The following is a 25,744-nucleotide window of genomic DNA, read 5'->3' on the forward strand; positions in this document are numbered from 1 at the left end:
TTATACTTAAATTGCGGGGTTCGCTCTTAGGATTAAAAAGTCCATCAGCCCTATGTTCCTTTAACTGTTTCAAAAGTTCGGTCGTCATTATTCCCTGGGGTGAACGATAGCGGAGCAAAAGAACAAAATGTAGGGGCAATTCATGAATTGCCCCTACGACAAAATACCAGTTTCAAGTCATGTTGCGTAAGTCCTGTATAATTTTCAACCCAGATTTTAATCCCTAAATCGTTGAGATTGGACAAAAATTCAATTTTTTTCATTGGTTTAAATTTGATTATAACGGTAGGATATTCTCAAGGGAAAGACAAGTCTATAATTCACCCTCCTCATAATCGTCTAAGGTTTCAGTAATCCCTGGTTGTCCCTGCTGTGCAACGGCAAGAAGTTCAATAATTTGGGCTAAATTAGCGATAGTTGGGTATTCTAGCAAATTTTGTAAAGATAATTCCACCGAGAAAAGATCGCGGGAACGGGAAATAACCTGAGTCGCTAACAAAGAATGTCCCCCAAGTTCAAAGAAATTATCCTTAATGCCAATCCGTTCCAATCCCAAAACTTCACTCCAAATTTGGCCCATTTGGGTTTCAATGGGGGTACGCGGTGCCAAAAAGCTCGTGGCCAGATTGCGCGTAGCTATATCAGGTGTCGGTAAAGCCCGCCGATCTACCTTGCCATTGGGAGTCAAAGGTAGAGCATTGAGCAGGACAAAAGCCTGGGGAACCATATAACTGGGCAGCTTTTGTTGGACAAATTCCCGCACCTGCGGTATTAGTTTCTGGACTAATTTACCGTACAGAGGATTATTCGTGTAATCAGTCCAGGATTTAGGAATAACTGTCTCATTATCCCAAAAACTGGGGTATGGTTGGCCATCAACTGCGCTCATTGCAGATTCTCGGATTGAACTCTGGCGATGGAAAACCAAATCAAAAGAACCGTCTTGACTCCCTTCCCACCAACTGAGGTGAACGGTGTAGCCGAATTTTTCTCCCAATTGCCACATTTGCTCAGGATTAATCCCCATCCTGGGTTTTTCTCTTAACAATTGCCGCAATTCTCCCACCGTCGAAACGACCGGCGGATTTTCTAACCAGTCTAAAATTTGTAGGGCTTCTTGTACTCGTTGATTGGGGACATCCCTGATGCCTAACCATTCTGGCTGTCCCAGTTCCAGTTGATCTTGCAGTTTTGCTGAGGAAAACCCATCTCTTTGCCAATTTAACCAAGGAATAACCGTTTTTTGAAGATCATTACCCAAATGTAAGGTCACATCATAACGGAATTGGGTTAACTCATTGTCAGCTTGACCCCGTTTGGGTGCGATCTCTACCCAAGAAATTTGAGGAAAACGTTGTTGGAGAGCGATAAAAAACTGAGGTTCAATCAGTAATTCTTCTTCGGTGGCGACACTCTGATTCACCTGCTTTTGCCATTGTTCAAGGGTTTTATCGGCTTCCGCGCGGGCTAACTGTACGGCAGCATGGTATGGCTCTAGTAAGGGCAGACTACGGATATCGCCAAGGAAAATCTTCCCCTGAGCTGCGATCGCCTTCATGACCCCTTCGAGAACCTGTAACAGATAATCCACACTAGGGAAATACTGGACAACGGAGTTAATAACCACCGTATCAAAAGCCGCTTGGGGAATCCCTGCCAAATTATCGGCTGTTCGGTGCAATAATCTTACTTTCCCTTTTAAATCCTCAATTGTGCCGCATAACCGTTTTAGGTTGTCAATGGTGGCAGAGGAATAATCGGCTCCCCAATATTCCTGACAATGTTTAGCCACAGGAAACAGCAATAATCCACTGCCGCAACCAATTTCTAACACTCGTTGCGGTTTTCCGACAAGAATGCGTCTCACAGTATTCTCAACCCATTCTCGCATTTCTGCGGCGGTCATCGCTTGTCCCGTATAACTACTATTCCAACCACTAATATTAAAAGTGGGGTCATCGGTTGCAGATTGGGATTGACGATAGGACTCTTCATAAATCGTTTGCCAATCACTCACATATTCACTCTGCCATTGGGCAAGCTGTTCGGGTAAAACTTGACCCTTGAGAGCAGGAACCAAATACCCTACTAGGTTAGTATTTAGTTCGGTTTCGGATGTATTATTACTAGGATGGTCAGCACGGGCAATCACAATCGCTTCTTGTACTAAGGGATGTTGGCCCAAAACGGCTTCAATTTCCCCTAACTCGATACGGAAACCCCGCACTTTAACTTGGTTGTCAATCCGTCCCAGGTATTCAATCTTACCATCGGGTAAATAACGGGCTAAATCTCCCGTTTTGTATAATTTTGATGGCTGCTCTCCCCCCTTATCAAGGGGGGTTAGGGGGGGATCAAGGGAGACAAACGGGTTAGAGATAAACTTCTCGGCGGTCAATTCTGGGCGATTCAGATAACCCCTGGCTAACCCCGCACCGCCAATATGTAATTCCCCAGCTACTCCGATAGGAACTGGTTGTAAATGAGGGTCTAAAATATAAACCTGCACATTGGGAAGCGGACGACCAATGGTTATTTTTTCGTCAAAAGGCGTACATTTTGCGATCGCTGCACAAACACTCCCCTCTGTTGGGCCATAACCATTAAAGAAATTTCGTCCTTGTGACCATTTTTTCACCAACTCAGGAGAACAGGCTTCCCCTGCAACAATGATAGTTTGCAACAGAGGGAGATTTTCCCAGGGTAGAACCGCTAATGCCGACGGTGGTAACGTAATGTGGGTGATGGCATGATCCCGTAATCGCTCCATTAAGGGTAAACCAGGCATTAACGCTTCTTTGGTTCCCAAATAAAGTGTCGCTCCTGCTCCCAAGGCCATCAAAATTTCCGAAATACAAGCATCAAAACTAAAGGAAGCAAACTGAAGCACTCGACTGGAGGGATGCACACCAAGGGTTTCAATTTGAGCTTGAGCGAGATTGCACAATCCTTGATGTTCTACCATCACGCCTTTGGGTTTACCTGTAGAACCAGAGGTATAAATCACGTTAGCCAAATTAGAGGGGGTTACTTTCGCCGTCAGGTTATCCTGGCTATGTTGGGCAGTTTTTTCCCAAATTTCTTCTAAAAAGAGTGTTTGGGCTTGATGGTTGGGGAGTTTATCAATCAGTGAATGTTGGGTTAGCAGTAAGGGGATTTGGCTATCAAAGAGCATAAATTGTAGGCGTGCTTGGGGATATTCGGGGTCAAGGGGTAGATAGGCCCCACCTGCTTTAAGAATGCCGATTAAGACGACAATCATCTCTAGGGAGCGTTCGACACATAAACCGACTATTACCTCCATTTCTACGCCTAGAGAGCGTAAATAGTGCGCCAATTGGTTGGCTCGATTATTTAGTTGTGCATAGGTCAATTGTTGATTTTCAAAGACTACGGCGATCGCGTCGGGGGTGCGTTCTGCCTGTTCTTCAATCAATTGATGAATACATTTGTTGTAGGAGTAATCGGTTTTTGTCTCATTCCACTCCTCTAACAGTTGATGCCGTTCCTGATGGGTTAATAAGGGAAGTAAGGCTACTGGTTGCTGTGGATTTTCTACAATTGCTGCTAACAACGTTTTGAAATGAGTCATCATGCGGGCAATAGTTTCCGCATCAAATAAATCCCTGTTATAGGAGCAAAAACCGCCCAATCCTTCGGGGACATCCCACAGATAAACCTCTAGGTCAACCCGAACTGAATCAAGTCCCGATGCCAGATCTTCGACTTTAATCCCAGGCAAATCCCAAGGCTCCGTTGGCGCATTCTGAAGGGCAAAAACTATCTGTATTAAAGGATTGCGGTCTAAATGTCGTTCAATTTGTAATTCTTCGACCAACATCTCGAAGGGTAAATCCTGATGGTCGTAAGCGTTTTGAGTAGTTTGTTTGACTTGCGCTAGAAAATCCTCAAAGGTCGGTTCTTGGGACAAATCAAATCTTAATACTAAGCTATTGACAAAAAAGCCAATTAATTTTTCGATTTCGGTGCGGTTGCGGTTGGCGATCGGTGAACCAATGACTAAATCGGTTTGTCCACTATAGCGAGACAGTAATACAGCAAAACCTGCCAGTAAGGTCATAAATAGGGTGCTACCAGACTCTTGACTGAGTTTTTTAAGCTGTTGCGTCAGTTTACTATCGAGTTGCAGTTTTTCTGTACCACCACGAAAAGTTTGTATGGCTGGACGGGGGCGATCGCCCTTGAGTTGGTGCAGTAGGGGAACTCCCTTTAACTGTTGTTTCCAGTAGCTTAATTGGCGTTCTAATACTTCATTGGTTAACCATTGACGCTGCCACAGGGCGAAGTCTGCATACTGTATCGGTAAAGTCGGTAAATCTGCCTTCGTTCCTGTGCTGAAACTGCGATAATAGGCTGATAATTCATCAATTAAAACCCCTAGTGACCAACCATCCGCCGCAATATGGTGAATGGCTAATAACAGTACATATTCATCCGCCCCTACTTGCCACAGTTTGACCCGTAATACTGAACCATTGGCTAAATCAAAGGGTTCGGAGGCCGATTCTGTCAACAGTTGCTCTACTTGCAGAGGCTGACTTTGTATTACGGGTAACGTAAAGTTGATGCTAGAGGCGATCGCCTGGATTGGTTTATTATTTTTAAGCTTAAACTGAGTCCGTAGAGGTTCATGGCGTTGAATAATTGCCTGAAAAGCTTTTTTTAGGGCTTTAATATCGAGATTTCCTAGCAAACGCATTGTTAAATCAATGGTGTAGGCTCCACTTTCTCCTTCTAACTGATTGACAAACCAGAGGCGCTCCTGAGCCCAGGAGAGAGGAATGTCATCCTGTCGGTTAAGGGGTACTATTGCTGGAAGTTTTAGCCCTAAGCCAGTTTGCAGTTCTTTTAAAATCACCGCACTTAACTGGGCAATGGTTGGGGATTCAAACAGATAACGTAGGGGTAACGCAATTTGAAAGGCTTGCTGACAGCGAGAGATAACCTGGGTCGCTAAGAGGGAATGTCCCCCTAGTTCAAAGAAATTATCTTCAATGCTGACTCGTTTTAATTTCAGTACCTCAGCCCAAATCTGCGCCATTTTTTCTTCAATGGGATTACGGGGAGCTATATATTCACCTTGGCTCTGTAAATCGGGAACAGGTAAGGCGCGGCGGTCTATTTTGCCATTGGGAGTTAAGGGGAAAGTATCAAGAAGGACAAACGCAGTTGGAACCATATAATCAGGTAATTTTGCTCGCAAAAATTGCCGTATTTCGTCAATTGTCAGGGTTATTTCGGGTTGGGGTACAAGGTAAGCAACTAGGCGTTTATCTCCTGGGCTGTCTTCACGAGCAATCACACAAGCTGACTGTACATCTTCATTTTGACCGATTACAGCTTCGATTTCTCCCAGTTCAATACGGAAGCCTCGAATTTTAACTTGATTATCAATGCGTCCTAAGTATTCAATATTACCATCAGGTAAATAACGGGCTAAATCCCCCGTTTTATACAATTTACTCCCTTTTGCCTTATCAAAGGGATTGGGAATAAATTTTTCAGCGTTCAACTGCGGACGGTTGAGATAACCTCGTGCTAAACCTGCACCACCTATGTGTAACTCCCCTTGTACACCGATGGGTACGGGTTGCATCTGCTTGTCCAGCAGATAAATCTTGGTATTTTGTAGTGGTTTACCAATGGGTGTATTTCCATTGCTGATCGTTTCAGTTTTAATCGAATACAATGTTGAACAAATCGTCGTTTCTGTAGGCCCGTAACCGTTAATAATTTGCAGTCCAGGAATCCTCTGACTTATTGATATTAACAACTTCTCGTTAATTGGTTCAACTCCTACTAGCAATCTCCGTAAAGAAATATGGTTGACTGCTTGCTCTAAACAATCTGAAAAATTGTTTAGCATAAAAGGTGGAATGTAAGCACTAGAAATTTGCTCGGAATACAACCAATTAATAAATTTAAAAGCATCAGAACGAATAAATTCTGGAGTAATGTGTAGTGTAGCTCCTGATAATAATGCTGAAAAGACTTCATAGACTGAGACATCGAAATTTAAGCTAGTCCATAAACTACAGCGATCACCGACAGATAAAGGTTTTTTTGTTTGAAAATCCGTATATAGATTAACAACACCAAGATGATTACAATAAACTCCTTTAGGCTGCCCCGTAGAACCAGAGGTATAAATAACATAAGCTAAGTTGTTGGGAGTGATTGTAATGTTAAGATTATTCTCATTGGCTTGACTAATATTCTGCCAATCACCATCTAAACAGACAATATACTCCTGATTTTGTGCTAGAAGCTTGACCAATTTATTTTGAGTCAGCAACACTTCCACCTGAGAGTCTTCTAACATAAAGCTTAGGCGTTCTTGGGGATATTCAGGATCAAGCGGTAGATAAGCACCACCTGCCTTGAGAATACCTAATAATCCCACAATCATCTCTAAAGAACGCTCAACACAAATTCCGACTAAAGTATCAGATTTTACGCCTAATTTCTGCAAATAATGGGCTAATTGATTAGCACGACCATTTAACTCAGCGTATGTTAATTGTTGATTTTCAAACACCACCGCGATCGCATCAGGGGTACGTTCTGCTTGTTCCTCAAATAAGGTGTGAATACATTTAATTTGAGGATAATCAACTTGAGTATTATTCCACTCAATTAATAATTGCTGTTGTTCAACTTCTGTTAATAAGGGTAATTGGGAAATCTGAGCTTGAGGATTAGCCACAATGCCCGCCAATAAGTTGACAAAATGCCCTGCTAATCGCTCAATAGTGCCGCTATCAAACAAATCAGTATTATATTCCCAGACACCCTTTAATGCGTTATCGGTGTGAACCATTGCTAAGGTTAAATCAAACTTAGCAGTTGTATTTTCCAAGGGCAAATCTGTCACCTTTAACCCTGTCATTTCTATCTCAGACCTGGGTGTATTTTGTAGGACAAAAGCGACTTGAAAGAGGGGCGTATGGCTTAAATCCCGTTCGGGTTGCAACGCTTCTACTAACATTTCAAAGGGCAAATCTTGATGGGCGTAGGCATCCATTGCCACTTCCCGAACACGGGTTAATAACTGACTAAAACTCGGATTATCTGCTAAATCCGTCCGCAGGACTAAAGTATTGACAAAAAAGCCGATTAAACCCTCAATTTCACCACGATTACGGTTAGCAATGGGAGTTCCCACTAAAATATCACTAGACCCTGTATAACGATAAAGCAAAGCATCAAAAGCAGCCAACAGGGTCATAAACAATGTTACCCCTTGTTTGCGGCTCAATTCAGTCAAGGCTTGGCTAAGTTCGGGGGACAGGGAAAATTCTTGATAGGCTCCGACAAAACTCTGCACAGCAGGTCGAGGGCGGTCTGTGGGAAGAGATAATAAAGCGGGGGCATCGGCTAGTTGATTTTGCCAGTAATTTAATTGACTTTGCAGTACATCCCCTTGTAACCATTGTCTTTGCCAGAGAGCAAAATCTGCATACTGAATCGGTAAGGGAGCTAAATTGGCGGGCTGATTTTGAGCATAAGCATTGTATAGGGTGGTCAGTTCGTGAATAAAGACTTCTATTGACCAACCATCACTGATGATGTGGTGCATACACACTAGCAAGAGGTGTTCCGTCTCGGATAGCACAACTAAAGTCGCTCGAATTAAGGATTCCTGGGCTAAATCAAAGGGTTGAGTGGCTTGTGTTTGCCGTAATTGCTGTGTTCTTTCTTCTTGCTCATTTAGGCTTAAATGTTGCAACTCAACTACTGATAGGGAACAGGAAATACTGCTGACGGCTGACTGCTGATTGCTAGTTTGAATAACCTGGGTCGGTTGTCCATTAATTGTGACAAAATTAGTCCGTAATACTTCATGGCGATCGCAAATTGACCATAAACTTTGTTCTAAGGCTCCTTGGTTGAGGTTTCCTTGTAAACGCAATACCATCGGTATATTGTACAAGGCACTATTGGGCTGCAACTGGTCTAAAAACCATAAACGCTGTTGAGCAAAAGATAGAGGTAGTTCTGTATCCTTAGTTCTCGGTAAAATCGGGGGGACAGTTAGGGTTAGGTTTTGTTGCTGTAATGGTTCAATGAGATGGGCTAATTCCGCCACCGTCGCCGCCGCAAATAGGCTCCGCAAAGGGAGTTCTATCTTAAATAAACTACGAATACGGGACACCAATTGAGTTGCCAGTAAGGAATGTCCCCCAATTTCAAAGAAGTTATCATAAATTCCCACTTGCCCTACTTTTAGTACCTCTGTCCAAATTTGCACCAACATCTCCTCGATCCCATTGCGGGGTGCGACATATTGATCGCGGCGATCGCCTTCTAAATTCGGTGCAGGTAAGGCGCGGCGATCGACCTTACGATTAGTGGTCAGGGGTAAAGATTCCAGAAAAACGAAAGCTTGAGGAACCATGTACATAGGCAAATTACCCGCCAGGAACTGACGTAGTTCACTAATCATCGGTATCCGTTCATAATGAGACACGATGTAGGCAACTAAATACTTTTGCCCTGGAATGTCTTCACGAATAATCACACAGGATGTCTGCACATCAAGATGTTGATTGAGTATCGCCTCAATTTCTCCTAATTCGATACGGAAACCCCGAATTTTAACCTGATTGTCAATCCGTCCAAAACATTCAATGCTACCATTCGGCAAATAACGGGCTAAATCTCCCGTCTTATACAAACGATTGAAAGGTGCATCAGCAAAGGGATTGTCAATAAATTTTTCAGCCGTCAATTCTGGACGATTCAGATAACCCCGCGCTAAACGAACACCGCAGAGATGCAGTTCTCCCTTAACTCCAATGGGTGCAGGTTGCAGATTTTGATCCAATATATAAGCCTTTGTGTTGGCAATGGGACGACCAATCAGAACTGAATTCATTTTTTCTGACTGAGAATCCAGCAAATTATGAACAATCGCCGTTACAGATGCTTCTGTGGGGCCATAGACGTTAATACATTCAACCCGTTTTCCGACCCATTCACGCCAAATATTGACGGTTTCGGGTAAAACTGCATCCCCTCCTACTGCTACGACCCGCAGACTGGATGGCACGGTGGCAGAAGATTGTGAAACAGCGATCGCCCATTCATGCCAATAGGCGGGAGTAATATTTAAGAGAGTTAGGCTTTCTTGTTCAATAAAATCGGCAAAATCTGTTAGGGTTGGGAACATTTGCCAGGGTCTTAAGACGACCGTGCCACCTTTTAACCAGGTGGGAAAAATTTCTTCCGCCGCTACATCAAAACCAAAGGACGCAAACTGTAAGACGCGATCGCTTTCCGTTAAACCAAATATTTCACTGATGCCCCAACTATGGTTAACTAAGGCTTCGTGGGTTAACATTACTCCTTTTGGTTTACCCGTTGAACCAGAAGTGTATAACACACAGAGTAAATTTTCTGGTACTACTTCACTGACGGGATTTTCCAGACTTTGAACTGTCAATATCTCGGCAGATTGATCTAATACAATTACCCCCACATCTTCTATGGGTAAAGAACTCAGCAAACTTTGTTGGGTTAGCAGTAGGGAAATTTTGGCATCTTCGGCCATGTAGGTTAACCGTTGCTGGGGATAATCGGGGTCTAAAGGGACATAGGCTCCCCCCGCTTTGAGAACGGCTAATAATCCGACAATTACTAACAGCGATCGCTCCAAATAAATGCCGACCAAAATCTCTGCTCCCACCCCCAGAGATTGTAAGTAATGGGCTAATTGATTGGCTTGAATATTTAACTGTTGATAGGTTAATTCCAGACCTTCAAATACCACTGCTACTGCATTCGGTGTTCGTTCTGCTTGTTCTTCAAATAAATGATGAACACATTGATGGAAAGGATAATCTTTTTCCGTCGCATTCCAATCTTTTAATAATTGTTGTGACTCTACCTCTGTTAACAAGGGCAGTTGGGAAATTTGCTGTTGAGGGTTAGCAACAATTGCTTCTAGCAATGTCACAAAATTCCCCGCCAATCGTTCAATAGTGCTACGCTCAAACAGGTCTGTATTATACTCCCAGCTTCCCCTTAATCCTGTATCGGTATTTTCCATTCCCAAGGTTAAATCAAACTTAGCCGTTGCATTTTCTGTTAACAAGGGACTGGCAGTTAATCCTATTAATTCTAACTGGGATAGGGGTTCATTTTGCAGTAAAAAGTCCACTTGAAAGAGGGGAGCATGGCTTAAATCTCGTTCTGGTTGTAAGACTTCTACTAACATCTCAAAAGGCAAATCTTGATGAGTATAAGCATCCATTGCCATTTGTCGAACGCGAATTAATAACTCATTAAAACTAGGATTACCTGACAAATCAGTTCGTAAAACTAAAGTATTGACAAAAAAGCCGATTAATCCTTCCAATTCACTGCGATTACGGTTAGCAATAGGCGTTCCAATTAATATGTCTTCCTGTTCCGTATAACGATAAAGTAAGACATCAAAAGCGGTTAACAGGGTCATAAATAAGGTGACACCCTGTTCTTGAGTCAGTTGGCTGAGTTTTTGGCTTAATTCCCAGGAAAGGGTAAAGGGAAGATGGGCACCAGCAAAACTCTGTACAGCAGGTCGAGGTCGGTCTGTGGGCAGGGATAATAAGGCGGGAGTATCTGCTAATTGTTTTTGCCAGTACTCTAATTGACGTTGCAGAATATCTCCCTGTAACCACTGTTTTTGCCAAAGAGTGTAATCGCCGTACTGAATCGGTAACGGCTTTAAAGATGAGGGCTGATTTTGAATGTATGCGTTATAGAGGTCGGTTAATTCCTGAAGAAAGACCCCCATTGACCAGCCATCACTGACAATATGGTGCATACAGACTAATAAAATATGTTCTGTCTCAGATAAGATGACTAAGTTTGCTCTGATTAACGGGTCACGGGCTAAGTCAAAGGGTTGAATGGCCTGGTTTTGGGTTAACTCCTGAGAGGCAATTTCCTGTTCACTACTAGATAAAGGTTGTAAATCAACGATGGTCACTGTCCAGGGGGTTTCGGTTTGTATTACCTGAGTAGCGACACCATCAACAGTAATGAAGTTAGTCCTTAAGGCTTCATGGCGATCGCAAATTTCCTCTAAACTCTGGATCAAAACGTCTTGATTAAGGTTTCCCTCTAAACGCAAAGCGAGGGGAATATTGTAAAAAGAACTATCGGACTCAAATTGATCTAAAAACCAAAGACGAGTCTGGGCAAAAGATAAAGGTAATTCTGCGTCTTTGCCCCTGGGTAAAATAGGGAGTTCCGTTCGTTGTTCCTGTTCCGAAACTCGTTTTATGACCTGGGCTAAGGCGGCGACGGTCGGGGCAACAAATAACTCCCGTAGGGGCATTTCTACCTTGAAAGCTTTACGGATGCGCGAAATCAGTTGAGTTGCTAATAATGAATGTCCGCCCAACTCAAAGAAGTTATCGTGAATGCCCACCTGTTCAACTTTTAGGACTTTTACCCAAATAGCGGCCAAAATCTCCTCAATGGGGTTACGCGGCGCGACGTATTGTTCTTCGCTTTGGAAGTCTGGAGCAGGTAAGGCACGGCGATCAACCTTACCATTAGATGTTAAGGGTAGGGATTCCAAAATGACAAAGGCACTAGGAACCATATACTCTGGTAACTGAGCTTTCAGAAATTGCCGCAGTTCCGTAACAGCAAGCAAACTTTGCTCTTGTGGGTTAGAAATCCCCTCTGCTTGGGGAACAATGTAGGCAACTAAACGTTTTTGCTCTGTCTCATCTTCCCTGGCAATAACAATAGCGGTTTTGACTGCGCTGTGCTGACTGAGAATGGTTTCAATTTCCCCTAATTCAATGCGGAAACCCCGAATTTTTACTTGATTATCAATCCGTCCTAAATACTCAATATTGCCATCGGGTAAATACCGACATAAATCCCCCGTTTTATATAATTTTGACGGCTGCTCTCCCCCCTTATCAAGGGGGGTTAGGGGGGGATCAAGGGGGATAAAAGGGTTAGAGATAAACTTCTCGGCGGTTAATTCTGGACGATTGAGATAACCTCTGGCTAACCCCGCTCCGCCAATATATAATTCTCCAGCTACCCCGACAGGTACAGGTTGTAAGCAAGCATCAAGAATATAAGCCTGAGTATTACTAATAGGTTGCCCAATTGGAACATTGGTTATAGTTGGGGAAGTAAATTCGTAGAGAGTCGTCACAACCGTTGCTTCCGTTGGGCCGTAACTGTTAAATAGTTGAGGAAGGGGAGAATAATTAGCCGTAATTGTATGCCATTGTTTGACTTTTGCTGGTTGAATGGCTTCCCCTCCAACCATAATTAGTTTTATATTGGTGATGATTGGGAGAACAGTAGGAGTCAGTTCAGAAACTAACTGATGCCAATAGGCAGTAGGAAAACTTAAAACCGTTAATTGCCATTTTTGACAATATTGCCAAAAATCCTCGCTAGAGCGCAACATATCTTCTGTTCGCAAGACTAATGTTGCACCCGATAACAAACCGCAAAAGATTTCTTCAACAGAAGCATCAAAGCAGATAGAAGCAAATTGCAGAGTTTTATCATCTGATCTAAAACCATACTCCCGAATGGCAGTTCGTGTAAAGTTGACCACTGAGCGATGTTCAATCATTACCCCTTTTGGTTTACCCGTCGAGCCAGAAGTATAAATAATGTAGGCTAGATTGTGCTGATCAACTTCTACAATCGGGTTTACGGTACTTTGTTTTGCGATGATTGACCAATCTTGATCTAAACAGATAGTTGTTCCTAGAAATTGAGGAACTTGCCCAAGGAATTGAGATTGCGTCAGTAAAATACTAAGTTGAGTATCTTCAAGAAGATAGGTAATTCGCTCTTTTGGATAATTAACATCCAAAGGAACATAAGCTCCCCCTGCTTTCAGGATTCCCAAGATACCGATGATCATCTCTAGGGAACGTTCAACAAAAATTCCCACTAAGCTATCAGCTTTTACTCCCAAAGACTGTAGATAATGGGACAATTGATTAGCACGATTATTTAATTCTTGATAGGTTAAAAATTCATTTTCTAATCTAACGGCGATCGCATCAGGATTTAGTTTTACTTGTTGTTCAAATAATTGATGCAGACACAATTCAGGCTGATAGTCAATTTGAGTCTGATTCCAATCAACTAATAATTGACAACGCTCACTTTCTGTCAATAGGGGTAATTGGGCAACGGATTGTTCTGGATTAGCAATAATTCCTGTTAATAAGTTAATAAAATGCCCTGACAATCGCTCAATTGTGCTTTGATCAAACAAGTCTGTATTATATTCCCAACTCGTAGTTAATCCAGCTTCTTTTCTCTGTATAGATAAACTTAGATCAAACTTAGCCGTCTTAAATTCCAACGGCTGATGGGTGGCTTTTATTCCCTCTAAATCTATGGCATTTAGAACTTCATTATCTAACCCAAACATTACCTGAAATAAAGGAGTATAACTCATATTTCTTTCAGGTTGTAAGGCTTCCACTAACATTTCAAACGGTAAATCTTGATGGTCGTAAGCATCGGTTGCTGTCTCTCGTACCTGTTTTAATGCCTCGCTAAAACTTGGATTTCCTGCTAAATCTGTTCTTAAGACCAAGGTATTAACAAAAAAGCCGATCAACCCATCCAGTTCACTACGAGTACGGTTAGCGATGGGGGTACCTACTAAAATGTCTGTTTGTCCCGTGTAGCGATAGAGTAAGACCTTAAATGCGGTCAAGAGGGTCATAAATAAGGTGACACCTTGTTCACGACTTAGCTTATTTAATCCTTGACTAAGTTCTGGGGAAAGGATACATCTGATTCTATCTCCCTCAAAACGTTGTTCTGGGGGGCGGGGGCGATCGGTGGGTAGATGTAATAAGGCAGGTGCGGCGGATAACTGTTTTTGCCAGTAATTTAACTGATTTTGCAGGATTTCTCCCTGTAAATACTCCCTCTGCCATATTGCAAAGTCGGCATACTGGATCGGTAACTCTTTTAAAAGAAGCTCTGAACCTTTTGTATAGGCATTATAAAGAGTTGTCAATTCCTGAATAAATACCCCCATTGACCAACCATCAGAGACAACATGGTGCATACAAATCAGCAACAAATTTTCTGTGTCTGATAACTCAAGTAGGGTAGCCCGAATGAGGGATTCATTCGCTAAATCAAAGGGTTGATGGCTGTGAATTTCTAGCCATTGTTTGAGGGCATTCTCTTCTCGATAGTTTTTGCTTTCCTTATCATTAATAATGGTTAATTTCCAATTGCTTTCTGGTTTGATTATCTGCACAGGATTTCCGTCAAGGGTAAGGAAATTGGTGCGGAGGGATTCGTGACGCTGAATAATTTCTTGTAAACTCTTTTCTAGGACATCTATTTTGAGTGTTCCCTCTAAATGCAAGGCAAAGGGAACATTATAAAAAGAACTGTTGGGTTCTAATTGATCTAAGAACCATAAACGCTGTTGAGCATAGGATAGGGGCAATTCTTCGTAATTCATTTTCTTCTCCTCGGTAAAATGGCTGTAACGATGGGGGCTAATTTTTGCTGTTTTAACTGTTCAATTCCTTGGGCTAATTCAGCTAGGGTTGCTGTGTTGAATAACTGACGTAGGGGAAGCTCAATTTTCAGGCGATCGCGAATCTGTGCTACTAATTGAGTCGCCAGTAGGGAATGTCCTCCAAGTTCAAAGAAGTTATCATTGATTCCCACTTTCTCTACTTTTAGAACTTCTGACCAAATTGTTGCCAGTATTTCCTCCATCGGGGTACGAGGGGCAACATATTTGTCTGATACTTCACTACCTGATTCAGGTGGCGGTAAAGCACGACGGTCTATTTTACCATTAGTAGTAAGGGGTAAGGCTTCTAAGATAACGAAAGCATTAGGAACCATGTAATCAGGTAATTTAGCTTTCAGAAATTGGCGGATTTCGTCAATTATGATTGTTATTTCGGGCTGGGGTACGATATATGCGACAAGACGCTTATCCCCCGCCGTATCATCCCAAACTAGCACCACCGTCTCCCAAATCTGGGGATGAGATGCCAATAATGCCTCAATTTCCCCTAATTCAATACGGAATCCCCGAATCTTAACTTGATTATCAATGCGCCCTAAATATTCTAACTCGCCATTAGGCAAATAACGGGCTAAATCCCCCGTTTTATACAATTTTGGAGTTGGGGATTGGGGATTGGAATTTTCAAAAGGACTAGGAATAAACCTTTCTGTGGTCAATTCAGGACGATTGAGATAACCCCTTGTTACTCCTGCACCGCCCACATACATTTCCCCAGGCACCCCAACGGGTACGGGTTGTAAATATTTATCGAGTAAATACACCTGTAAATCGGGAAGAGGGCGACCAATGACACTAGCCGTACTACCAACATCAGCCATGCTTAAGGGGCGATAGGTAACATGGACGGTAGTTTCCGTAATCCCATACATATTAACCAATTGGGGAAGTTGGTCGCCGTGTCGGTCAAACCAAGGCTGTAAACTGTTGATTTCTAAAGCTTCTCCGCCAAAAATGATCAAACGTAAACTTAAATCGTTATCTGTTGGCGATGAGCGATCGCCCCTAACCTCCTTTAATAACGGGGAAATGTCCTCTTTTAAGGATTCTTCCGCTTGAATTAACTGACGGAAAGCGGTAGGGGTTTGATTGAGAATCGTTACTTTTTCTTGACACAATAACTCATAAAATAATTCGGGAGAACGAGTCACTAAATAAGGCACGATTACCAGTCGTCCACCATAGAGTAAAGCCCCCCACATTTCCCACACGGAAAAGTCAAAAGCGTAAGAATGGAATAGAGTCCAGACATCTTGGGAATTGAAATGATACCGGGAGTCTGTTGCTGCAAACAGTCGCACTACATTAGCATGATTGACTAAAACCCCTTTCGGTTTACCCGTAGAACCCGATGTATAGATTATATAGGTTAAATTCTCTGGTTCTGACTTATTTTCGGGGTTTGACGTGATATTTTGAGCGATTTTTTCCCAGTCCGTATCTAAACAGATAAGTTGTGCTTGATGTTCAGGAATAGACTCGACTAATTTTGCTTGAGTTACTAATACTTTCACCTGAGAGTCTTCTAACATAAAGCTTAGACGTTCCTGGGGATATTCAGGATCAAGAGGGACATAAGCCCCACCCGCTTTAAGAATGCCTAATATTCCCACTATCATCTCTAAGGAACGTTCGACACAAGTTCCCACTAAAGTATCAGGTTTTACGCCTAATTCTTGCAGATAATGGGCTAATTGATTAGCACGACTATTTAATTCCCGATAAGTTAAGGATTCATTTTCAAATACCACCGCTACATTATGAGGAGTCCGTTCAACCTGTTTCTCAAATAGCTGATGGATACATTGATCTTGGAGATAATTTTCGTGGATATTATTCCAATCACCTAATAATTGGTTTTTTTCAAATTTTGTCAGCAGAGGTAATTGGCAAACGCGCTGCTGTGGATTGGCGATAATCCCTTCCAGTAATGTTTGAAAATGCCCCAATAGACGAGTGATTATGCCATCATCAAATCGGTTAGTATCATAGCTAATTCTCACCAGCATTTGTTGACGAGGAACAGCGACAACTGTTAGAGGATAATTAGTTCGTTCAACCCCCCGAAAATTATCTAGCTCCAAACTCTCATGGTTTGATTTAAGTCCAGTCTTCAAAGTATTACTTTCAAAGACTAGAATACTCTCAAATAAAGATGTTCCGCGAGGAATATCACTCCATCCCTGAATGTCTGCCAATGAACTGTAAGAGTATTGTTCACAATCAATTTGCTGCGCTTGTAAATCCTTTAATAAATCCAGAATTTTTGTTTCTGCTGAAACTTGAACTCGCATGGGCAATGTGTTAATAAATAGCCCCACCATTGATTCAACTCCAACCAATGATGGCGGACGACCTGAGACAGTTACACCAAAAACAACATCGCTTTCTTGGCTATAGCGAGACAGTAATAATCCCCAAGTTGCCTGCACTAAATTATTAAGGGTTAAGCGATTTTGTCGTGCGAAAGACTGGAGTGCTTCTGTTGCTGATACGGTCAACTGAATTTGTTGCTCACCATAGCTGATATTGCTATTTTCGCTCTTAGGTAACAGTTTTTCAACTGTCAAAGGAGTTGCTGCGGTAAAACCTTGAAGTTTTTGTTTCCAGAATTTTTCAGCAAGTTCTTGATCTTGTTGCTGTAGCCAAGCGATATAATGACGATAGCTTAGAGGAGATTGATATCGAATAGTTTCTCCCTGAGAAATTGCTTCATAAAAATTTAACAGATCATTGAAAACCAAAGGAAGTGACCAAGCATCAAGCAATAAATGATGAGAACTAAAAACAAATTGATAAGTATTTTTGTCTAATTTGATCAGATGCAGGCGCATTAAAGGAGGTTGAGATAATTGTAGGCTATGCTGTTGATCACTCTCTAAAAAAAACTTTAATTGCTCTTGCTGTTCTTGATCAGATAACCCTTGCCAATCATCGTTTTCAACAGTAATTTTTACCTGTTTATATACCACTTGTACAGGTTTGTTCAAAGATTCCCAAATAAAGGCCGTTCGGAAGATAGAATGTTTTTCTACTATTTTTTGCCAAGCTTGTTCAAAGGCTGCTACCTCCAAATTTCCCCTCAAGGTACAAATCATCTGCTGAAAATATATCCCTGAATCTGGAGCATACAAACTATGAAATAGCATTCCCTGTTGCATGGGAGAGAGGGGATAAATATCCTCAATATTTTGTTTGTTAATTTGGCTAGATGCTGATGTCATAAATTTGCTAATAATTTATCGAGTTCTGTTTGACTAAATTCTAGTAAGGGGAAATCTGTAGGAGTATAACCTCCATTGTCAGGGGATGTACAATAAACAATTAATTCTTGTAAAACTTCTACAAAATCCTGGGCAATTTTCTCAATGGTTGTGGATTTATGGACATGGGTACTGTATTTCCAATCTATTTGCAATTGTTCGTTGGTAACGATCGCGTTAATATTCAAGAGATGAGGACGTTGACCTTCCAAACTGTGGTCTAGTCCACTAGATTCACTAGCGAGTTGGATCAGGGAATTTTGGTTGAGTACTTGACTAAATTGCCCCAGATAATTAAAGCTAATTTCTGCTTGGGAAAGTGCTGCAAGTTGAGTCACAATTTCTTGATCCCGACGTAGGTAACGTAACAAACCGTAGCCAATCCCTTTGTGGGGAATTGCGCGTAATTGTTCCTTGACAGATTTTAACGCATTTCCGAGATTTTCTTGGTCTATTGTTTCGAGTTTTAATATGACTGGAAACATTGTGGTAAACCAGCCGACGGTGCGGGATAAATCTACATCCTCAATAATCTCTTCTCGCCCATGGCCTTCTAAGTTGAAAAGCACAGAGTCAGCGTTTGTCCATTTGCTCAAAACTAGCACTAAAGCAGTTAGTAAGACATCGTTAATCTGAGTTTGATAAGCTTTGGGGACATCTTGGAGGAGTAATTGAGTTTGGATTTCATTTAATGAGACCGATACTGTACTGATAGATTTTACTGTGTTGGTTCCTCCTTGATAATCTATCGGAATAGGGGAAATTGAGCAATGAGATACTTTCAACCAGTAAACTAATTCAGGCTTTAAGCTATCTGACTGGGCATATTCTATCAAATGTTGCGCCCAATCTTTGAAAGAAGTGGTTTTAGGGGGAAGTTTTATTTTTTGTCCTTGACTTAATTGCTGGTAAGCTGTTTGCAAATCTTCTAACAAAATTCGCCAGGAAACACCGTCCACCACTAAATGATGGATGATGATTAATAATCGCGCTCTTTTGTTTACTCCCAAGTCGAAAAAGGCAATTTGTACCAGATTTTTTGATAAATTTAAACTGGCCTGTAAAGATTCCACCTTAGTTGCGATCGCTGCTTTTTGGTCACTATCTGAGAGGATTGATAAGTCTATAAAATTAACAGAGATGCGATCGGTTGGGACAGAGTAATTGGCTTGCCAATTGTCGTTAGATTGAGTAAATCTTAAACGTAGTGCATCATGATGTTTAAACAATTCCTGCCATATTGGTTCTAAGTATTCCGACTGGAAATTAGATGGCACTGATAATAGATAGGACTGATTAAAGTGATGTGATTGGCATAGGTTTTGCTCAAAAAAATAGTGTTGAATAGGTGTTAAGGGCATTTCACCCGTAACGAAGCCTTGTTCTATCTGAAATTCTTTACTTGTTCCCGTCACGGCGGCTAATTCGGCAATAGTTTGATGGGCAAATAATTGTTTAACGGTTATTTGTAGTCCAGCTTGTTTTGCTCTGGCAATAATTGAAATGCTGAGGATGGAATCGCCGCCAAGTTCAAAAAAGTTATCATCAATGCCAACTTCCTTGACTCTCAAAACTTGCGCCCAAATGGTTGCTAGTGTATCTTCAATGAAAGTACGAGGAGCTACATATCTATCTTCGCTACTAAATTCAGGGGCAGGTAAGGCGCGATGGTCTATTTTTCCGTTTTGTGTGAGGGGTAAAGCTGCCAAGCTCACAAAAGCATTGGGAATCATATAATCTGGTAGCTTGGCTTTTAGGTATTGCCGTAATTCGCTAGTTAAGGCGATTATTTGATTGGCTGGGACAATATAAGCGACTAAAGATTTACGACCTGGAATATCTTCACGAACAATAACAACAGATGCCTTTATCTGAGGATATTGGTTTAATAATGTTTCTATTTCTCCTAACTCAATACGAAAACCGCGAATTTTTACTTGATTGTCAATGCGTCCTAAAAATTCAATGTTGCCATCGGCTAAATAACGACATAAATCTCCCGTTTTATATAATTTACTTCCTTCTGCTTTGTCGAACAGGTTAGGAATGAATTTTTCTTGTGTTAATTCTGGTCTGTTAAGATAGCTTCTGGCTAACCCTGCACCTCCAATATGCAATTCTCCTGGTACACCAATCGGAACTGGCTGTAAGTAAGAGTCTAAAATATAGATTTGAGTATTAGAGACAGGACGACCAATAGAAACTTTCTCCTCGTCCTTAGTAAGTCTCGCTACAGTCGAACAAACAGTAATTTCCGTTGGCCCGTAAGCATTAAAGAAATTTCGTCCTTTTGACCACTCAGTCATTAATTTTGCGGTACAAGCTTCACCACCGACGGTTAGAAATTGTAAATTAGATAAGGGTGCTTGAGGTAAAACAGATAAAGCCGAAGGAGATAAAAAAGCGTGAGAAATTTGTTTCTCCGTTAAGAAATCAACCAATATTTGACTAGGTAATAGGGTTTCTTTTTGGGCTAAATACAAACTAGCACCTGCGGCTAAAGCAGAGGCAATTTCACCAATAGATAAATCGAAACTTAGGGAACCAAACTGGAGTACACGGCTATGATTTTGAATTTGAAAAACGTCACTCCAAGCCAAAGCAAGATTAACAATGCTTCTATTTTCAATCATCACCCCTTTCGGTTTTCCTGTTGAACCAGAAGTATAAATCACATAGGCTAAACTATCAGTTTTAGTTTGAGAACTAGGATTATCGGTTAATGATGATGAAAAAATTTGTTCATCTAGATACAATATTTGATTAAGACTTTTTAGGTTAGTTAATCGTAATTTTTCTTCAAGAAAACCTTGAGTGAGTAACAATAATATGCCAGAATCTTCTAAGATAAACTGAAGGCGTTCTGACGGATATTCGGGGTCAAGGGGTAGATAGGCAGCACCTGCTTTAAGAATGCCTAATATTCCTATGATCATTTCTAAAGAACGTTCGACACAAATTCCCACTAAAGTATCTGGTTTAATCTGATAGTTTTGACGCAGATAATGGGCTAATTGATTAGCACGATTATTTAATTCTCCATAGGTTAAGGATTCATTTTCAAATACCACTGCTACATGATTAGGAGTCCGTTCTACTTGTTCCTCAAATAGCTGATGAATGCACTTTTTATCAGGATATGCTGTATCAGTATCATTCCATTCTACTAACAGTTGATGACGCTCTCTTTCTGTTAGTAAGGATAATGTCCCGATTGGCTCTTGTGGATTAGCAACAATTGCTTCTAACAAAGTCTGAAAATGACCACTCATGCGGGCAATCCTGTCTTGATCAAATAAATCTAGATTATATTGCCAAGATCCTTGGAGAGAGTTTCCTTTCTCTGTATTTATTTCCCACATTTGTAAAGCGAAATCAAACTTGGCGTTAACATTATCTAAAGATAAAGGCGATATCTTTAACCCAGGAGTTTCTAATTCCTCCATGGCCACATTTTGTAAGACAAACATCACCTGAAATAGAGGACTGTGACTAAGACTGCGCTCTATTTGCAAAGTTTCGATAATTTGTTCAAAAGGAACATCTTGGTTAGCATAGGCATTCGTGCAAACGGAACGCACTTGTTTTAATAATTCTTCAAAACTGGGATTACCTTCTAAGCGAGTTCGCATCACTAGGGTATTAACAAAAAAGCCAATTAGCCCTTCTAATTCTTGATAGTTACGACTGGCGATCGGTGTTCCTACCAGAATATCATTCTGACCACTGTGGCGGAATAATAGAGTAACATAAGCCGCCATCAAGGTCATAAATAAAGTCGTTGCTGATTTGTGGCTGAGTTCTTTTAGGGAGGCTGTTAGTCTTTCATCTATCTGGAAAGAAAGACAACCCCCTCGAAAGGTTTGCACAGAAGGACGGGGTCTATCCGTCGGTAATTCTAGCAAAGGAGGGGCGGCTGCTAACTGTTGTTTCCAGTAATTAATTTGGTTTTGAATGGTTATAAAACCTTGGTTTTCTCCTTGTAACCATTGCCGTTGCCAAATCGTAAAATCGGCATATTGAATGGGTAATTTGGGGAGGACGGAACCATGACCAAGCAAAAATTCTTGATATAAACTGGACAATTCTTTGAGCAATACTCCCATTGACCAGCCATCACTAATAATGTGGTGCATAGTCAATAATAAAGCCGATGATTCTGATTTAAGTTGCACTAAGGTGACTCTTAGCAAGATTCCCGTCGTCAGATCAAAAGGTTGTAATTGATCCTCAGTTGCTAACAGTTGCAATTCTTCTGACTGTTCTTGTTCTGATAATCCTTGTAAGTCGATAACCGAGATTTTCAGAGTCGCGTGGGGAGTAATTACCTGTACTGGTGTTGCTTCTACTTCCTGAAAATTAGTGCGTAGAATTTCGTGGCGATCAATAATTTCGTTGAGGCTACGTTCTAAAATTTCTATGTTGATACGCCCTTGAAGATGAACCGCTTTAAACATATTGTAAAAAGGGCTATCTGGTTCTAATTGGGCTAAAATCCATAGTCGCTGTTGAGCAAAAGAAACTGGAAAAGTCTGAGGTTCGGTTGGATTTTCTCGACTAACTTGAGGAATATTATGGTTATTGCTTGGGTATTTAAAAGACTCTGCTAATTGCCAAGTTACATTCCCTAAAAAGTCAGTATTGTAGTAATCTTTCCATTGATCAACGGTGTTAGGATTAATACTTTGATGTTTGTGAAATTTCACATCTCCTATCATTCTAGATTCGGCATAAATGCCATCAGTCATGCGCTGCTTTTTCTCTTTGTAGGGTTGCAGCATATCAGGATTAAATTCTACTCCTAAAAACTGACATAAACTCTCTATTGTTTTTTGTGGCTGCTTAACTATGTCTTCAAATTTAACTTGATACTGACGTTGTGGAGAAACTTGTTGTAAAAATTCGAGAATATTTTGATGGCTAATTAGCCAAACAAGTTCCGCAAGTTCCCTACTATTGAAAGGATTTTGATAGGGAAATATTTGATCAATTTTAGCTTCTTCATAGGAGTGAATCATTCCTAAAGGATGACGTACCAGATGAATATAGAGAGGGTTATGGAAATTTATTTCTGCTCGTTTGAGGGTTTCTAAATCTAGGGAATAGGAGGGGGTTTTGTCTATCAAGATTTTATCTCCCAACCATTCCTGTAGAAGACGGTAAAATTGTTGGCTAGTCAGATTTTTGTCTTCTAATTCCTCCATAATGGCGATCGCTTCTTCCGCATTACACCCCTTAATTTCCATGATGGTGCGAATCGTTCCTTCCATCCAGAAGTTGTAACGTCCAGAAAATTGAGCTTTTCGTTCCCCAAGGGTATTAAACCCTAATAGTTCTAATTCTGGAGGCGCAAAAAGCTGTGGATTTCCTCCTAAGATGACGCGGAGTAAGGTGGAACCACTACGATAGGGAGAAAGGATAAAAATAGCTGGTGGATTTTTGCTATTGTCATCCCTTTCATCATCTACTGTGCTAGTAAGAGCAGGAATTAAGGAGCGCATTTGTAACACTTTAGCTTCATCAATTCGCTCTTGGGATAAATCGTTAATTTCTGTGATTGCCTTACCCAATATTTTGGCAATAGCTTTTGGATAATGTTCTTCTAGGTAAGCGGCTAATCCCCTAACAGTTTTCTGGTCGAATAAAACAACAAAGTGAATAATTTCGCTGAGTTGTGCTTGCAGTTTATTAATCAGAATTGCGCCTCGAATTGAATCCCCTCCCAGTTCAAAAAAGTCATCATCTATCCCCACTCGGTCAAGTTTAAGAACTTCTGCAAACAGAGACGCGATCGCTTTTTCTGGAGGAGTACGAGGGGCCACAAACTCTCCATCTAACTGACGTTGACGCTGTTGTTGGCTAACAATCTCTTGGAGAATGAGTTCAGGATTGCATAAATTTTGGGCAATGTTTTCAAAGAATTGATAATTCAAGATTCGATAGCTTAAACTATCTGATTTAGCAGTTGTTTCTCCTAAACTTATCTTCGTCTTTTGTTCTAAACTATCTAGGTTAGATCGGGGACTAAAAATAGTTTCAGAGGCAATTTGAGCAGGAAACTCAAATAAGACACCATCTTTTTTTTCTTGCAGAAGTCCTTTTTCAATACCCGTTAAAAAATCCCAGATCGGTTTATTTTTCGGGGTGGGTTTATAAAAAAGCTCGACTTTTGCTAATCTTTTTTCTTGGGCAACCGTTCCCAAATAAGCCAACATTTGATGTTCTACACCGCGACCCAATACCCGACAACTGAGTAAAAAAGTATCTACAATTAGGGAATCTTCCTGGGCAGTAAATAATAGTAAACCCACTAAACCATAGTCCCCAAAGCGGTCTTTTACCTTAACCCCCCGACAGTCCAATTCCCCTGAATTACAAAGTTGTTTAATTTGGGATTCTGAGCGTCGGATAGTTGTTAAGTTAAATTGGTTAGTCCGTTGAGTCAGTTGAGCAACTCGCGTCAATTCCTCCGTTTGTATGGGGGAAATTTCTATTTCTAAGTTAAGTTGGGTGAGAAAATCTTCAAAAGAAAGGGAATCTTCTTGCAAACGCTGACGCTGAATATTTTGTTGATAAAGATTCGTTCTTTGTTGGTCTTCTTGAGTGGTTTGAAGTTGATCAAAAGCCCAAATATGATCTAAAAATTGGGGAATTTTTTCGCTCTCTTGAGGAAGTTGCAATGTCAAAACTTCGGGACAGTTGGCCCTAACTTCAGCACATTCCACTGGGTTATCATCAATAAAAATAAAACTATCTAACCCTAGTTGCAATTCCTCGGCTAAAGACTGCAAATTTTGAGATTTTTCTTGCCAGTTAATGCGCCAATTGACTAAATGATTTCGTTTAAGCAACATATCGGGATGTTGTTCAAAGACAGCAAAGACATCATCGGGTTGATTCTTACTACATAAACAGATTAACTTTCCTGTTGCTTGCTGGGCGATGATAAATTCTTGTAAAGCTCGAAATGGAGCATCAATTTTGACTCCTTTAACTCCATCTTCTCCACAAATTCCACTCCACAAAGTATTGTCGCAGTCCAGGGCAATCACTTTGTAGGGAGAGCTTTTCAACGCTAAAATTTTTCTAGCTAATATTGTACCTAACGCTGTGAAAAAGGTTAGATTATAGGGAATATATCCTAATTCGTCTCCGTAAGGATCATAATACTCCTGCACAGGATAGGTTTTGAGTAATTCTTGACTTTTAATTAGACAGATGCTAGGGTTTTTCTGGAGTTCTATTTCTAATTGTTCTTGTAATTTCTCATGTAACCCATTGAAAGCCGTCTCATCGGTTGGAGAGGGGGGACAAATACAGACTAGGTAGGGATTTGGCGATCGCGTTGTTGCTGTTTTTAAGGCATTAGCAAAATCCTTGACGGTTTGCTCGATTTGCGTAATATTCTCTCCTAATTCCCGTGACCTTGAATTTTCATTCTGAAAAAATTCTGCTTTGACAGCAGTTTTGGGGATTGGTTGGAGACGATTTTCAGTTTCTTGCCAGTCTTCAAACCTCACTAAAATGACATTGACCCCATTGTGATTCGTCGCTAAAAGACTGGCGGGATTGAGCAATTCTTGAAAGACTTGGTTGTACTGGGCAAATTCTATTGAATCAGGAAATCCCATTGCTTTGAGCCAATAGGAGAGAGAATCTTCCACTGGTTCACTGGTAAATGTGGCTGTGATAGCGATTTTCTGATTAGCAAGGGCTGGCATCGTTGGCATGGGCTAGTCTGTCGGCAGCATCAAGGGATAATTCTAGCTGATTCTATTCCCAAAAACTTTTTTTTGTCAATCTTTAAAAAGCGGCCCTAGTTAAGGATCGGGTTTGAAACCCAAATTTTCGATAAAACTGGACTAAACCTCGTTTAACTTGAAACCCGTAGTTTTTATGATTG

General features: G+C 41.1%; 3 protein-coding genes. All 3 read right to left on the reverse strand.

Going from position 1 to position 25,744, the window contains the following annotated elements; translation table 11 throughout:
* Window positions 1–313 precede the first annotated feature (313 nt).
* From AC559H_RS12870 to AC559H_RS12880, 3 genes are read right to left on the reverse strand one after another with little or no spacing between them, the layout of a single operon-like run.
* The gene (locus AC559H_RS12870) at window positions 314–14,497 is read right to left on the reverse strand and encodes a non-ribosomal peptide synthetase (protein WP_026798523.1); all 14,184 of its coding nucleotides are present in this window, start codon (window positions 14,495–14,497) and stop codon (window positions 314–316) included.
* Window positions 14,494–17,802 carry a non-ribosomal peptide synthetase gene (locus AC559H_RS12875; RefSeq protein WP_026795618.1) on the reverse strand — a complete coding sequence of 1,103 codons (3,309 nt, stop codon included), beginning with the start codon at window positions 17,800–17,802 and terminating at the stop codon, window positions 14,494–14,496. The genes AC559H_RS12870 and AC559H_RS12875 overlap by 4 nt, the downstream gene beginning before the upstream one ends.
* A complete protein-coding gene (locus AC559H_RS12880) occupies window positions 17,799–25,571 on the reverse strand; it encodes a non-ribosomal peptide synthetase (RefSeq protein ID WP_081694816.1) in 7,773 nt (2,590 codons plus the stop codon). The genes AC559H_RS12875 and AC559H_RS12880 overlap by 4 nt, the downstream gene beginning before the upstream one ends.
* Window positions 25,572–25,744: the final 173 nt, after the last annotated feature.

The organism is Planktothrix prolifica NIVA-CYA 540, from assembly GCF_963864145.1.
GTDB lineage: Bacteria > Cyanobacteriota > Cyanobacteriia > Cyanobacteriales > Microcoleaceae > Planktothrix > Planktothrix agardhii.

Excerpts from the sequence above, each read along its gene's own strand:
- AC559H_RS12870 (WP_026798523.1), bottom strand. The coding sequence starts at position 14,497 with ATGAATTACGAAGAATTGCCCCTATCCTATGCTCAACAGCGTTTATGG.
- AC559H_RS12875 (WP_026795618.1), bottom strand. The coding sequence starts at position 17,802 with ATGACATCAGCATCTAGCCAAATTAACAAACAAAATATTGAGGATATT.
- AC559H_RS12880 (WP_081694816.1), bottom strand. The coding sequence starts at position 25,571 with ATGCCAACGATGCCAGCCCTTGCTAATCAGAAAATCGCTATCACAGCC.